This is a genomic window from Pseudoponticoccus marisrubri (genome assembly GCF_001482405.1).
GTDB classification, from domain to species: domain Bacteria; phylum Pseudomonadota; class Alphaproteobacteria; order Rhodobacterales; family Rhodobacteraceae; genus Pseudoponticoccus; species Pseudoponticoccus marisrubri.
The window spans coordinates 86362-99998 of the sequence record NZ_LPXO01000008.1; the positions used below are offsets into that span (position 1 = coordinate 86362).

Consider the following 13637-nt stretch of genomic DNA (forward strand, 5'->3'; position numbering starts at 1 on the left):
CTCCTTGCTGAGTGATTGGGCTCACCAGTTGGTGACCGACCCGTCGGGGCGCCACAGGTGGGGCGGCTCGACATGTTCGGGCGTCGTGGCGCGGATCTTCTCCTCGTCGACCTCGACGCCAAGGCCGGGACGGTCGGGCACCTTGTAGGTGATGCCCTCGAGCTCGACCTGGACCGGGAACAGTTCGGGATCGTGGAAGCCCAGGGTCTCCACCGGGCTCTGCCGGGTCTCGGCCCAGCTGAAATTCGGCACCGCGGCAGCCATGTGGATCGTAGCGGCGGTGCAGACCGGCCCCAGCGGGTTGTGGGGCATCAGGTCGACGTAGTGCCGCTCGCACCAGCCCGCGACCTTCATCGCCTCGGTGAAGCCGCCGATATTGCAGATGTCCAGCCGCATGTACTGCGTCAGGCCCTGCTCGATATAGGGTGCGGCCTGCCATTTCGACGCGAACTCCTCGCCCACGGCGAAGGGGATGTTGGTCATGGCGCGCAGGGTACGATAGGCCTCGGGCGTCTCGCAGCGGATCGGCTCTTCAAGGAAGTCCAGCGTGCCGGCGGGCAGACGGTTGCAGAAATCCGCAGTCTCGGCGATCGACAGGCGGTGATGCAGGTCGATGCCAAGGCAGAGGTCCGGCCCGAACTCCTCGCGCAGGGCGATCAGCTCTTTGGTGGCCTGGTTGAGGTTGCGGCGCGGGTCGAAGACACCGTTGCCGTTGAACTCGCCGGTATAGATGCGCAGGCAGTCCCAGCCGGCATCGACCAGCACCCGCGCCTTTGAGATCAGCTCGTCCAGATCGGTCGATTGCGCGCTGGGAAAGGTCGGGATCTCGTCGCGCTGCTTGCCGCCCAGCAGCTGGTAGACCGGCACGCCCAGCCGCTTGCCCAGGATGTCATAGAGCGCGATGTCGATGGCCGACATGGCCGCGGTCAGCACGCGCCCGCCCTCGAAATACTGGCTGCGATAGCTTTCCTGCCAGATGCGGCCGATCTGGTTGCTGTCCTTGCCCACAAGGAAGTCCGCGAAATGGTGGATCGTTGCGGCGACGGCGTCCTCGCGCGCCGACAGGCCGGATTCGCCCCAGCCGACCCGCCCGTCATCGGTGCTCACCTTGACCAGCAGCTGGTTGCGGATGCCGACCCGCGCCAGCAGCGGTTCGATTGCGGTGATCTTGGACATGTCTTTCCCTTCTTCAGTGCCAGCCCACGCGCGGCGCGGCCGGTATCATTCCCGGACGGGTCTCGGCGATCTCGGCGCAGAGCGCGTCGCGCGTCGGTGCCGCCGCGGCATCGTCCCAGAGGTTGGTCATCTCGTGCGGGTCGGCGGCGAGGTCATAGAGCTCGCCCGCGCCGCTCTTCAGGTCGACCGACAGCCGGTGCGTGGCCGAGCGCACGGTGCGCAGGTCAAGGTCGACGCCGCTGCGGGTCGCATCGACCTCCCATTCGTCATGGGCCACGTGGCGCGCGGCCCCCTGCATCACATCAGTGAGCGATGCCCCGTCATCGGGCGCAGCGTCCAGCCCGCAGAGTTCGGCCAGCGTGGCGCGCAGGTCCAGCGTCGAGACCGGCTGGTCGTACCGGCCCGGCGCGATCCCCGGCCCCGACATGACCAGCGGCACGCGCAGCAGCCCGTCATAGAGCATCGGCCCCTTCAGCAGCAGCCCGTGATCGCCCAGCCACTCGCCATGGTCCGAGGTGAAGATCACGATGGTGGTCTCCAGCCGCCCCGCCGCCTCGAGCCGATCGAGGATGCGGCCCAGCTGAAAGTCGATGGCGGCGATCATGCCGTAATAGACCGCGATGATGTCACGCAGCGCGTCATCCTCGGGCGCGCCGTCATAGCCCCAGAAGGGCTGGTCATCGGCATGCACGCGTTTCTGGTTGCGTCGCACGGGGCTTTCGAGAAAGGCCCGGTGCCACCAGGGCCGGCGGTCCAGATCCGGCACCCGGTGCGGCGGCAGGTCGACCTCGGCCGGATCATACAGCGTCGACCACGGCGCCGCGGCCAGGAAGGGCGGGTGCGGATCGGGGAAGGAGACCCAGGCCATCAGCGGCGCCTCGCGGTCCTCGTCCAGCATCTCGACCGTGCGGTCACCGACCCAGGCGGTCGACATCCATTCGTCCCCCAGCGCCGAGCGCCAGACCTGCTTGTCGGTCGTCAGCGGCGCCACGGCCTGCTTGGCCTGCGCCCAACGCGCCCCGCCCTGCCCGTCCCGGTCGAGGAAATTCTCGTAATGCAGCGTGTAGGGACGATCCTTCCAGCCGCAATGGTGGTGTGGGCGCAGGGTCAGCGCGACCTTGTCGAACCCCATATAGGGGCCGTCCCACGTGTCCGGGTAATCGGCCACCGAGCCATAGCATTCCGGCTGCCCGGTCGGGGCAAAGGTCTCATGCGTGGACAGGTGCGCCTTGCCGATGAAGCGCGTGTCATAGCCCGCCCGGCCGAACAGCCCGCCCAGCCCGTCCTCGGCCAGCGCGGGGTCGAGGTTGCGACCATTGTCGCGCACACCGTGGCTGTAGGGCAGCTTGCCCGTCAGGATCGAGGCCCGCGCCGCCTGGCACATGGGATGCGGCGTGATGCAGGTGTCGAAGCGCGCGCCGCGATCGGCAATGCGCTGGACATTGGGCGTACGGATGCGCCGCCCGGCGCCGCCGATGCAGTCGCCGCGATGCTGGTCGGTGGTGATCAGCAGGATGTCGGGAGGAAGGGTCATGCGGGCGCTGTCGCCCGGATCTGCGGCCGATTGCCTGTCATGTCATCCTCCCTGATTCGTGCCCTCTCCTGTCATCTGGATATCTGGTCATACCAAAATCGTCGACGATTTTTTTCTTGTGATCGACTTTTTCTTGGTTTTACCCTGTCGAAACCGGGGCGAAGCCGCCCGAAACACGGGGGAAGGGGATGCAGGATCCCGACATCAGGCCATTGGCCCGGATCGAGGCGCAGGTCTTTCGCGTCCCGCTCGACCGCGCGGTCGAGACCTCCTTCGGCGCTATGCGCGACCGGCCCGCCGTCTTTGTCCGGCTGGAGGATGACGAGGGCGCCTTCGGCTGGGGCGAGGTCTTTGCCAACTGGCCCGCCGCCGGGGCCGAGCATCGCGCGCGGCTGCTGGTGCTGGACCTCGCCGACCTGCTGATCGGCCAGCGCTTTGCTGATCGCCACGCGCCGTTCCACGACCTCACCGCCCGCACCCGCATCCGCGCGCTGCAAGGCCGTGAATGGGGCCCGTTCGACCAAGTGATCGCCGGGCTGGACATCGCCTTTCACGACCTGCTGGCGCGGCGCGCAGGGCTGGGCCTCGCGCGCTTCCTGAACCCTGATGCCCCGGACAGCGTACCGACCTATGCCAGCGGCATCCATGTGCGCGGTGCGGCGGACACGATCGCGGCCTGCCGCGCGGCCGGGCATGATGCGTTCAAGATCAAGGTCGGGTTCGACCTGCCCGCCGATATCCGCGCCACGCTGAGCCTTGTCGACGGGCTGGCCGCGGGCGAGCGGCTCTTTACCGATGCCAACCAGGGTTGGGACGTGCCGCAGGCGATCCGCTTTGCCGAGGCCGTGGGCGAAGCGCCCCCGGGCTGGATCGAGGAGCCGATCCCCGCCGATGCCCCGCCCGGGGACTGGGCCCGTGTCGCCGCAGCCTCGCGCGCGCCGCTGGCCGGGGGCGAGAACATCGCCGGCAGAGACGGGTTCGACGCGGCCATCGCCTCGGGCCTGTTCGGCGTGCTGCAGCCGGATATCGTGAAATGGGGCGGGCTGACCGGCTGTGGGCCGGTGGCCCGCGCGGCGCTGGACCGGGGCCTGACCTATTGCCCGCATTACCTTGGCGGCGGGATCGGGCTCCTGGCCTCGGCCGCACTTCTGGCCGCCACGGGCGGGCCCGGCCTGCTGGAGGTGGATGTGAACCCCAACCCGCTGCGCGTGGCCTTCGACCCGTTTCCTGACGGCACGGCACAGAACAGGCTGATCCTGCCCGATCGCCCCGGCCTTGGGATCACGGAACTGCCCGAAAGCCTTGCCCCGCACCGGACCCTGCAGGCCAGCGCGACCCACAAGGGCGTGCAGATGGGCTAGCCGGCGATGCCCAGCACGTAGAGCCCGCCCAGCACCAGCGCGGCAAGAAACAGCGTCTCGCCCACGATCAGCGCGATGGCGCCGCCGCCCACCTGCAGCACCTTGCGCAGGTCGGTCTTCATGCCCACCGCGGCGATGGCGGCCAGCAGCGCCCAGCCCGAGGCGCGCGCCAGCACCGCGCCCAGCCAGTCGGGGATGAGCCCGGCCGAGTTGAGCCCCGCGAAGACCAGGAAACCGACGAGGAAACCGGGGATCGCCGGGGGCGCGTCGCCGCGATCCCCGGTCGCCGTGTTGCGCCAGGCCAGGGTGATCAGCACCACGACCGGGCCCAGCAGCGACACCCGGATCAGCTTGACGAGGGTCGAGGTCTCTCCCGCCTCCTCGGAGATGGAAAAGCCCGCGCCGACCACCTGCGCCACGTCATGCACCGTGGCCCCGATGAAGATCCCCGCCACCCGGTCGTCGAAGCCCAGCGCGTTGGTCAGGATCGGGTAGAGGATCATCGCGATGGTCGACAGCAGCGTGACGCCCAGCACGGTGAACAGCAGGTTGCGCTCCGACCGGTCGTCGCGGGGCAGCACGGCGGCAATGGCCATGGCGGCCGAGGCGCCGCAGATCGCCACCGCGCCGGCGGTCAGCACGGCAAAGCGCGGCCCGCGCCCGAAGACCCGGGCGAAGGCCAGCCCGAAGAGGATCGTCGCCGCGGTGCCGAAGACCAGCAGCGCGATCAGCCCCCAGCCCAGCGACAGGAAGAGATCGACGCTGATCCGCGCGCCCAGCATGGCCACGCCGATGCGCAGCACGGTGCGCGCGGTGAAGGCGATGCCGTCCACGGTGGGGCCCGGCTCGCTGAGGAAGTTCAGCGCGATCCCGAAGAGCAGCGCCATCAGCATGGCCGGCGCGGCATAGTGCTCGGCCACGAACTGCGCGGCCAGGGCCACCAGCACCGAGACCAGCACCCCGGGCATCAGCGCCCGGGCGCGCGCGCCGTACGCCTTCAGCTCTTCGGTCCGCAGCACGCGTCAGGCCGTCTGCGGGCGCATGTCAGCGGGGTCGATCCCGGCCACCACGTTGGGCTTCTTCATGGCGTCGCGGCGGAAGGGCTCGCCCAACTCCTGATTGATCAGCGCCTCGATCAGCGTGGTGGTGCCGGACATCTGGTCCTTGATCGCCTGGTCCAGTGCCTGGCTCAGCTCGTCCATGGTCCGCGCGACGACGCCCTTCAGGCCGCAGGCCTGCGCGATGGCCGCATAGCTGACCTGCTCGTCCAGCTCGGTGCCGACGAAATTGTCATCATACCACAGGGTGGAGTTCCGCTTCTCGGCGCCCCACTGGTAGTTGCGGAAGACGATCTGGGTGATCGCGGGCCATTCAGGGCGGCCGATGGCAGTCAGCTCGGTCACCGCGATGCCGAAGGCGCCGTCGCCGGCAAAGCCCACCACGGGCACGTCCGGGCAGCCGATCTTGGCGCCGATGATCGCCGGCAGGCCATAGCCGCAGGGTCCGAACAGGCCCGGCGCCAGGTATTTGCGCCCTGCTTCGAACGAGGGGTAGGCGTTGCCGATGGCGCAGTTGTTGCCGATATCGCTGCTGATGATCGCCTCGCGCGGGAGCGCCTGCTGGATCGCGCGCCACGCCATGCGCGGGCTCATCCAGTCGGGCTTGTCGGCGCGGGCGCGTTCGTTCCAGGTGGTGCCCGGGTCGTCGTCCTCGTGGTCCATCGAGGTCAGCGCCTGCGCCCAGCGCGACTTGGTCTCGGCGATCTTCGCGCGCCGAGCGTCGCGGCCGGCATCGCCCGCCTCCTCCGACAGCTGCCCGAGGATGCCATGCGCCACCTTGGCCGCGTCACCCACGATCCCGACCGAGATCTTCTTGGTCAGCCCGATCCGGTCGGGATTGATGTCGACCTGGATCACCTTGGCGTCGGACGGCCAGTATTCCATGCCATAGCCCGGCAGGGTCGAGAACGGGTTCAGCCGCGTGCCCAGCGCCAGCACCACGTCCGCATCGCGGATCAGCTCCATCGCCGCCTTGGAACCATTGTAGCCCAGCGGCCCGGCAAAGAGCGGATGCGAGCCCGGGAAGGCGTCATTGTGCTGGTAGCCGACGCAGACCGGCGCCTCCAGCCGCTCGGCCAGCGCCATCGACGCGGCGATGCCGCCCTCGGCCAGCACCACGCCCGCCCCGTTCAGGATGACCGGCGATTTCGCTTCGGAGAGCAGGCGCGCGGCCTTTGCCACCGAGCCCTCGCCGCCCGGGGAGCGTTCGAACTCGATCGGCTCGGGGATCTCGACATCGATCACCTGGGTCCAGAAATCGCGCGGCATGTTGATCTGCGCCGGTCCGCTGGCCTGCTTGGCCTTGGCGATCACGCGGGTCAGCACCTCGGGGATGCGCGAGGGGTCGCGCACCTCTTCCTGGTAGGCCACCATGTCGCGGAACAGCGCCATCTGCTCGACCTCCTGGAAGCCACCCTGCCCGATGGTCTTGTTGGCCGCCTGCGGCGTGACCAGCAGCAGCGGGGTGTGGTTCCAGTAAGCGGTCTTCACCGCGGTGACGAAATTGGTGATGCCGGGGCCGTTCTGGGCGATCATCATGCTCATCCTGCCGCTGGCGCGGGTGTAGCCATCGGCCATCATCCCGCCCGAGCCCTCGTGCGCGCAGTCCCAGAAGGTGATGCCGGCGCGGGGGAACAGGTCCGAGATCGGCATGAAGGCCGAGCCGATGATGCCGAAGGCATGCTCGATCCCGTGGCGCTGCAACACTTTCACAAAGGCTTCTTCGGTGGTCATTTTCATGGCTGGTCTCCAAGCGGCGGCTCCGGCCCCGCGGCCGGCGTTGCGCGGCAACCTATCCGCTGGCCGCGGGGGCCGATAGGGCCAGTTCTACCGCCAAGTTAGGTCCAGATTCCACATCCCGATTGCGCGCTGCCGGACCATGCCGCAGGGTGGATGCCACTTCTGACCGGACCATCGAAAGCACGTGCCGCGCCCATGCCCAAATCCGCCCCCGCCGCCCTGACCGACGACCAGATCTTCGACATGCGCCACGCGCGCAGCCACGCCGACCTGTGGGACATGCTTGAGGCGCTCTATGGCGGCCATCCGGGCTATGGCGATTTCTGCAAGGCGCTGGAAAAGGCGATGCGCAAGGCCTGGCGCGAGCGCGATCCCGAGCTCAAGGCGCTGGACATGCGCCGCGACCTCGAACCCGACTGGTTCCAGCGCGCCGACATGAACGGCTATGCCTTCTATATCGACCGCTTCGCCGGAGACCTGAAGGGGGTGCAGGACAAGCTGCCCTATCTCAAGGACCTCGGCATTTCCTACGTGCATTTCATGCCCTGCCTGAAGCCGCGCAAGGGCGACAATGACGGCGGCTACTCGGTGATGGATTACCGCGCCATCAATCCCGATTTCGGCACGATGGAGGATTTCCTCGCCACCACCCGCGCCTGTCGCGCGGCGGGCATCAGCGTCTGCATCGACTTCGTGCTGAACCACACCGCCAAGGAACATGCCTGGGCCAGGAAGGCGCGCAAGGGCGATGCAAAGCACCGCGACATGTATCTCGTCTTCGACGACGACACCTTGCCGAAACAGTACGAAGAGACGCTGGTCGAGATCTTCCCCGACAACGCGCCGGGCAATTTCACCTGGTACGAGGACATGCAGGCCTGGGTCTGGACCACGTTCAACGAACACCAGTGGGACCTGAACTGGGCCAACCCGCAGGTTTTCCTCGAGATGGCCAAGGTGATGCTGTTCCTCGCCAATACCGGGGTCGAGGTGCTGCGGCTGGACGCGGTGGCCTTCATGTGGAAGCGCATGGGCACGCGCTGCCAGTCCGAGCCGGAATGCCACATGATCCTGCAGGCCCTGCGCGCCGCCTGCCGCATCGTCGCGCCCGCAGTGATCCATCTCGAGGAGGCGATCGTCGGCCCCGAGGAGATGCTGCCCTATCTGGGCCGCGGCCGGCATGACGGGAAAGAGGGCAACCTTGCCTATCACAACTCGCTCATGGTGCAGATCTGGTCGGCGCTGGCCTCGCGCGACACCCAGCTGATGACCCATGTGATGGGCACCCATTTCCCCGCCACGCTGACCAACGCCACCTATGCCACCTACCTGCGCTGCCATGACGATATCGGCTGGGCGGTGACCGACGAGGATGCCGCGGCGGTGGGCATGTCCGGAGCCCTGCATCGCGGCTTCCTGTCGGATTTCTACGAGGGGATCTTCCCCGGCTCCTTCTCGCGCGGGCAGCTGTTCCAGTACAATCCCGAGACGGGCGACAAGCGCATCAGCGGCACCTGCGCCTCGCTGGCGGGACTGGAACGCGCATTGGACGAGGCCAGCGACGAGCGCGTCGACCGCGCCATCGACCGGCTGCTGATGGGCCATGCGCTGATCGCCAGCTATGGTGGCATCCCGCTGGTCTACATGGGCGACGAGATCGCCATGCTGAACGATTACGGCTATGTCGACTACCCGCCGCACGCACATGACAGCCGCTGGCTGCACCGCCCGATCATGGACTGGGACCGCGCCGCCGAGGCCGAGGCCCAGCCGGTCAGCCCGCAGGGCCGCGTCTTGGCGGGGCTGCGCCACATCCTGCACCGCCGTGCGGCGACCCCCGCCTTGCATGGCGCCAACCCGACCGAAGTGCTGCGCAGCGGCAGCCCGGCGCTGTTCACCTTTGCCCGGCGCACGCCCACGGGCAGCCTTGTCTGCGTGTTCAACTTCACCGAGACATGGACTGCCCTGCCCGCGGCCTGGGCCCTGCAGCAGGGCGCGGTCGAGTTGCACGACATCCTGTCCGACCAGCCGGTGCGCACCAGCGACGGCGCGATCGCGCTGCCGCCCTATGCCCGGGTCTGGCTGCGCTAGCGCTCAAACCGCGCGGCGCCGCTCGGCCACCAGTTCGGCCACGCGGCGGCCCCAGGCGTCCCAGTTGAGCCGCGCCTCGTAGAGATCCCGCGCCGACCGGCAGAGCGCGACATAGCGCGCGGGGTCGTCGATATAGCTGCGGATCAGCCGGGCGAAGGCGGCCGCATCGCTGCCCAGCGGCAGGGCATGGCCGTTCTGCCCGTCCCAGACCGGAACGCCGCCCACTTCGAGGCAGAGCGACGGCAGGCCATGGGCCGAGGCCTCGCAAAAGGCGAAACCGTAGGATTCCACCGAGGGCTGGACGAGGAAATGCGCCCGGGCCAGCGCCGCCTCGAAGGTGGCCAGCTCTTCGGGCACGGATTTGTTCAGTTGCGGATGCACCGTCACCTGCGCCGAGCGGTGGAACTCCGGCGGCACGCAGCCGATGACCGTCAGCCGCGCATCCAGCCCCGCGGCGCGCAGCTGCTGCATCGTGTCGAAGGCGACCGGCCCGCCCTTGGCGAACCAGTCCCGCCCGATCACCAGCAGCTCGATTGGCGCACCGGGTGACACGGCGCGCGGCGCCGGGGGCGGCGGCATGGGGATGTTCGCGCCCCAGGGCACCAGGTGGCAGCGGTCAGGATCCAGGTCATAGCGTGTCTGCGTCTCGTGCCACAGCCAGCGCGAGGGCCAGAGCAGCAGGTCCACCGAGCGGAAGGCCGCGCGTTCCTGCCGCTCGACCCAGTCGTCCAGCAGCCGGCCAAGCGGAAAGACCCGGCGATAGGCCTGCCCGATCTCGGACAGGCGGTAGACCGTGGGCGTCGCATCCGAGGTGAAGGCCGTAATCATGCCCGGCGGCACGCGCAGCCCGGCCAGCGTGTGAAACGCATAGGCGCCAAAGAGCATGTCCGCCGGATTGGCGCGCAGTTCGCGCTCGATCCCGCTTGCGATGACCCTGCGCAGTGCCAGATGCGCGCGCCAGCGCAGCCGCATCGTCACGCGGTCCGGCGCGGCCATGATCAGCCGGCGTAGCGGCTCGGCCGCGGACCAGCCCTGCGACAGGATGGTCACGTCGCCCACATGTTCCTGCAGCGCGTCGTGGATCCGGGCATTGCCGCCGGAATACATGTTGCGGTCCAACGGCGAGTGGTCGCACAGATAGGCGATCCTGAGCCGGGGCAATGTCACGGTCGCATCCTTTCGGGTCGCGGAATCGGGCCAGCCCGGGTCTGTCCCCGGCCACGCCCGGACTATAGGGCAGATGCGGCGGCTTTGGGGCGCTTTGTGGGATCTCGCGCGACGATCCATCCCGGGCCCCGGGGCCCGACGCCTTCACGGTTTTGCTGCATTGCGGTCGCGACTTTGCCCGATGCCGCTGCTATCAGATGCGCACGGGTTCCCCTGCCACCGGACAGGCGGGCCCGCCTGTTCTGGCTGACCCGGGGACCATGCCCAATCCGATCGCCTTTCTCGCGCTGGCCATCTGGCCGATCGTCATCGTGGCGCTGTTCGGGCGGCTGCGGGCGGATCGCGCGCTGATCTGGGGGCTGATGCTGGGCTATCTCTTCCTGCCCGAAAGCCCCGCGGTCTTCGACCTGCCGCTGATGCCGCCGCTGAACAAGCACAATATCCCCGCGCTGGCGGCCTTCATGGTGACGCTGTGGAAATTCGGCGACCAGGGCGGATCCTACCTGCCGCAATCGCTGGCCGGGCGGGTGCTGCTGGCGACCTTCATCCTGTCGCCCGCCCTGACCGTGCTGAACAACGAGGAGCCCGTCTTCTACGGGCAGGTCGGCCTGCCCGGCCTGACGATCAAGGACGCGGTGGCGCTGGTGCTGGGGCAGTTCCTGCTGGTTCTGCCCTTCCTTCTGGCCCGCAAGCACCTGGCCAGCGGCGGGGCCCAGCGCGAGATCCTCTTCGCGCTGATGGTGGGCGGGCTGGTCTACTCGCTGCTGATGCTGATCGAGATGCGCCTGTCGCCGCAGCTGAACCTGTGGGTCTACGGCTATTACCAGCACCTGTTCGGCCAGTCGATCCGCGGCGGCGGCTACCGCCCGGTCGTGTTCCTCTATCACGGGCTCTGGACGGCCTTCTTCGCCATGACGGCGCTGGTCTCGGCCTGGGCGCTGTGGCGCGAGCGGCTGGATGACGGCCGCTTCAAGCTACTCTTGGCGGGGCTCTACCTGGGCGCCATCGTGGTGCTGTCCAACTCGCTGGGCGCGCTGCTATTCGCGGTGCTGCTGGTGCCCATGGTGATCTTCCTCGGCACGCGGATGCAGGTGCGCATCGCCATGGTGATCGGCCTTCTGGCGCTGGCCTACCCGGTGCTCAAGGGCGCCGACCTTGTGCCCGAGCAGCGCCTGCTGAACCAGGCCGCCAGCATCGACCCGCAGCGCGCCGCCAGCCTCGAATTCCGCTTCGACAACGAGAACACGCTGCTGGAGCGCGCCTATCTCAAGCCGGTCTTCGGCTGGGGCAGTTGGGGGCGCAACCACATCCTCGACCCGGTCTCGGGCAATATCCTGACGGTGACCGACGGGCGCTGGATCATCGTGATCGGTGTCTATGGCTGGGTCGGTTTCGTGGCCGAGTTCGGGCTGCTGATCCTGCCGCTGCTGCTGATCGGGCGCGAGGTCATGGCCAGCGAGCGCGGCCGTGTCTCGCCACTGGTCGGGCCGCTCTGCCTGATGCTGGCGATCAACGTCACCGACATGATCCCCAACGCCACGCTGACGCCGCTGACATGGCTGATCGTGGGCGCATTGACGGGCTATGCCGAGAAGCTGCGCGCCGAAAGGCTGCGCCTGCGCAGCGCACGGCTAGAAGGGTTGCAATGGAAATCGATCATGTAAGCCGCCCGCGCGTGCTGGCGATCGCCGAGGCCGCCAATCCCGAATGGGTCAGCGTGCCGCTGGTCGGCTGGTCGCTGGCCACTGCCCTGCGCGAGGTGGCAGAGGTCCATATCGTCACGCAGGTGCGCAACCGCGACGCCTTCCTGCGCGCCGGCATGGTCGAGGGGCAGGATTTCACCGCCATCGATTCCGAGCGGCTGGCTCGGCCCATGTGGAAGCTGGCCGAGCGCCTGCGCATGGGCGAGGGCAAGGGCTGGACCATGGTGCAGGCGGTCAATGCGCTCAGCTATCCCTGGTTCGAGCGGCTGGTCTGGCGCATTTTCGGCCCGCGCATCCGGGATTTCGACATCGTGCACCGGATCACGCCGCTCTCGCCGACGATCTCGTCGCTGCTGGCGGCGCGCTGTGCGCGGGCCGGCGTGCCCTTCATCCTCGGGCCACTGAATGGCGGCGTGCCCTGGCCCGCGGGCTTCGAGGCCGAGCGCCGGGCCGAGAAGGAATGGCTGAGCCATGTGCGCGCGGCCTACAAGCTCTTGCCCGGGCGCGGGGCCACGCTGCGGCAGGCCGCGGCGATCCTCGCCGGCTCGCGCCACACCGCTTCCGAGATGCCGCGCGCCGTGCAGGACAAGGTGGTCTGGCTGCCCGAGAACGGCATCGACCCCGCGCGGTTCAACCGGGTCGCCACGCCCGGCGCGGGACTGCGCGCCGCCTTTGTCGGGCGGCTGGTGCCCTACAAGGGGCCCGACATGCTGCTGGAGGCCGCCGCGCCGCTGCTGGCCGACGGGCGCCTGACGCTCGACATCATCGGTGACGGGCCCATGCGCCCGCAGCTCGAGGCGCAGGCGGCCGGGCTGCCCGGCGTCACTTTCCACGGCTGGCAGGCACACGAGGCGGTGCAGGATGTGCTGGCGCGCTGCCACCTGCTCTCCTTCCCCTCGATCCGGGAATTCGGCGGCGGTGTCGTGCTCGAGGCGATGGCGCTGGGCGTGGTGCCGCTGATCGTCGATTATGCCGGGCCGGGCGAGCTGGTGACCGCGGAGACCGGGCTCAAGGTGCCCTGCGGCCCGCGGGAGGAGATCATCGCGGGCTTCCGTTCGGCGCTGGAGAAACTGGTCGCGGATCCGACGCACCTGCCCGGCATGGCCGCCGCAGCGCGGGACAGGGTGCAGCGCCATTTCACGTGGCAGCGCAAGGCGCGGCAGGTGGCGCAGGTCTACGCCGCGGTGCAGGCGGGACGGCCGCTGACGGGGCTCGACCTCTTCGCGTAAGCCAGCGCCCCAGTCAGACCGTGCGGCGTGAGATCACCCGGGCCGGCACGCCTGCCATGGTTGCCCCGGCCGGCACATCCTGCGTGACCACCGCATTGGCCCCGATCACCGCGTGATCGCCCACCTTCAGCGGGCCGATCAGCTTGGCGCCCGCGCCGATATCGACATGGCCGCCCAGCACCACCGGCCCGGCCAGGGTCACCTGGTGGAAGATCATGCAGTTCACGCCGATCACCGCCTCGGGGTGGATGATGATCCCGGTGGGATGGGTCAGCCGCAGCCCGCCGCCGATCTTCGTGGTCAGGTGCAGCTCGCTCTGGCAGATCGTCGACCACCACAGGTGGTTGAGCACCCAGTAGCGCGCGGCCAGCCGGCCGAACATCCCGCCCCGGGCCCGCGCCGCCTGGTAGCGGCGCACGGCGCGGATCATCTTCTTGCCCGGATCCCAGAAGCGCTCGATCCGCTCGCGCGACCAGTCCGGCACCTCGGCGGAAATTCCGATTTCGTCCACCTGTCCCGCCCCCGGCCCGCAAATCGCCACAGTCGCGCCCTGAAATGCGCCATCGCGACGCCTATGG

General features: G+C 68.8%; 10 protein-coding genes. 4 read left to right on the forward strand and 6 right to left on the reverse strand.

What is annotated here, in order from left to right; all coding sequences use genetic code 11:
* Positions 1–21: 21 nt before the first annotated feature.
* A complete protein-coding gene (locus tag AVJ23_RS13985) occupies positions 22–1176 on the reverse strand; it encodes a mandelate racemase/muconate lactonizing enzyme family protein (protein ID WP_058862825.1) in 1155 nt (384 codons plus the stop codon).
* 13 nt (positions 1177–1189) lie between these two features.
* Positions 1190–2710 (reverse strand): sulfatase family protein, encoded by a 1521-nt coding sequence (locus AVJ23_RS13990; protein ID WP_058862826.1) that lies wholly within the window; start codon positions 2708–2710, stop codon positions 1190–1192.
* A 188-nt stretch (positions 2711–2898) separates the two neighbouring features.
* On the opposite strand from AVJ23_RS13990, the gene AVJ23_RS13995 reads away from it, so the two are divergent.
* A complete protein-coding gene (locus tag AVJ23_RS13995) occupies positions 2899–4071 on the forward strand; it encodes a mandelate racemase/muconate lactonizing enzyme family protein (RefSeq protein WP_058862827.1) in 1173 nt (390 codons plus the stop codon).
* Here the strand turns inward: AVJ23_RS13995 and AVJ23_RS14000 are convergent.
* Complete coding sequence (locus AVJ23_RS14000; RefSeq protein WP_084794603.1) at positions 4068–5039, reverse strand: YeiH family protein; 972 nt, start codon at positions 5037–5039, stop codon at positions 4068–4070. The two genes, AVJ23_RS13995 and AVJ23_RS14000, sit on opposite strands and share 4 nt — an antisense overlap.
* A 54-nt stretch (positions 5040–5093) precedes the next feature.
* A complete protein-coding gene (gene xsc / locus AVJ23_RS14005) occupies positions 5094–6869 on the reverse strand; it encodes a sulfoacetaldehyde acetyltransferase (RefSeq protein WP_058862829.1) in 1776 nt (591 codons plus the stop codon).
* 195 nt (positions 6870–7064) lie between these two features.
* Between xsc and AVJ23_RS14010 the strand changes: the two genes are divergently transcribed.
* Entirely contained in the window at positions 7065–8960 is a 1896-nt protein-coding gene (locus tag AVJ23_RS14010) for an alpha-amylase family protein (protein ID WP_058862830.1), read from the forward strand.
* A 3-nt stretch (positions 8961–8963) separates the two neighbouring features.
* On the opposite strand, the gene AVJ23_RS14015 is transcribed toward AVJ23_RS14010, so the two are convergent.
* Positions 8964–10127 carry a glycosyltransferase family 4 protein gene (locus tag AVJ23_RS14015; protein ID WP_058862831.1) on the reverse strand — a complete coding sequence of 388 codons (1164 nt, stop codon included), beginning with the start codon at positions 10125–10127 and terminating at the stop codon, positions 8964–8966.
* A 260-nt stretch (positions 10128–10387) separates the two neighbouring features.
* Between AVJ23_RS14015 and AVJ23_RS14020 the strand changes: the two genes are divergently transcribed.
* Together AVJ23_RS14020 and AVJ23_RS14025 are read left to right on the forward strand one after the other, a co-directional pair.
* Positions 10388–11791 carry a hypothetical protein gene (locus tag AVJ23_RS14020; RefSeq protein ID WP_058862832.1) on the forward strand — a complete coding sequence of 468 codons (1404 nt, stop codon included), beginning with the start codon at positions 10388–10390 and terminating at the stop codon, positions 11789–11791.
* Positions 11773–13059, forward strand: a complete 1287-nt coding sequence (locus tag AVJ23_RS14025; RefSeq protein ID WP_058862833.1) for a glycosyltransferase family 4 protein — start codon at positions 11773–11775, stop codon at positions 13057–13059. Before AVJ23_RS14020 ends, AVJ23_RS14025 begins: the two co-directional genes overlap by 19 nt.
* A gap of 13 nt (positions 13060–13072) precedes the next feature.
* Here the strand turns inward: AVJ23_RS14025 and AVJ23_RS14030 are convergent, their stop codons facing one another.
* Positions 13073–13570, reverse strand: a complete 498-nt coding sequence (locus AVJ23_RS14030) for a serine O-acetyltransferase (RefSeq protein WP_058862834.1) — start codon at positions 13568–13570, stop codon at positions 13073–13075.
* Positions 13571–13637: the final 67 nt, after the last annotated feature.

Coding starts and splice junctions, on each gene's coding strand:
- AVJ23_RS14020 (WP_058862832.1), top strand. CDS start 10,388: ATGCCCAATCCGATCGCCTTTCTCGCGCTGGCCATCTGGCCGATCGTC.
- xsc (WP_058862829.1), bottom strand. CDS start 6,869: ATGAAAATGACCACCGAAGAAGCCTTTGTGAAAGTGTTGCAGCGCCAC.
- AVJ23_RS13985 (WP_058862825.1), bottom strand. CDS start 1,176: ATGTCCAAGATCACCGCAATCGAACCGCTGCTGGCGCGGGTCGGCATC.
- AVJ23_RS14025 (WP_058862833.1), top strand. CDS start 11,773: ATGGAAATCGATCATGTAAGCCGCCCGCGCGTGCTGGCGATCGCCGAG.
- AVJ23_RS14010 (WP_058862830.1), top strand. CDS start 7,065: ATGCCCAAATCCGCCCCCGCCGCCCTGACCGACGACCAGATCTTCGAC.
- AVJ23_RS14000 (WP_084794603.1), bottom strand. CDS start 5,039: ATGCCCGGGGTGCTGGTCTCGGTGCTGGTGGCCCTGGCCGCGCAGTTC.
- AVJ23_RS13990 (WP_058862826.1), bottom strand. CDS start 2,710: ATGACCCTTCCTCCCGACATCCTGCTGATCACCACCGACCAGCATCGC.
- AVJ23_RS13995 (WP_058862827.1), top strand. CDS start 2,899: ATGCAGGATCCCGACATCAGGCCATTGGCCCGGATCGAGGCGCAGGTC.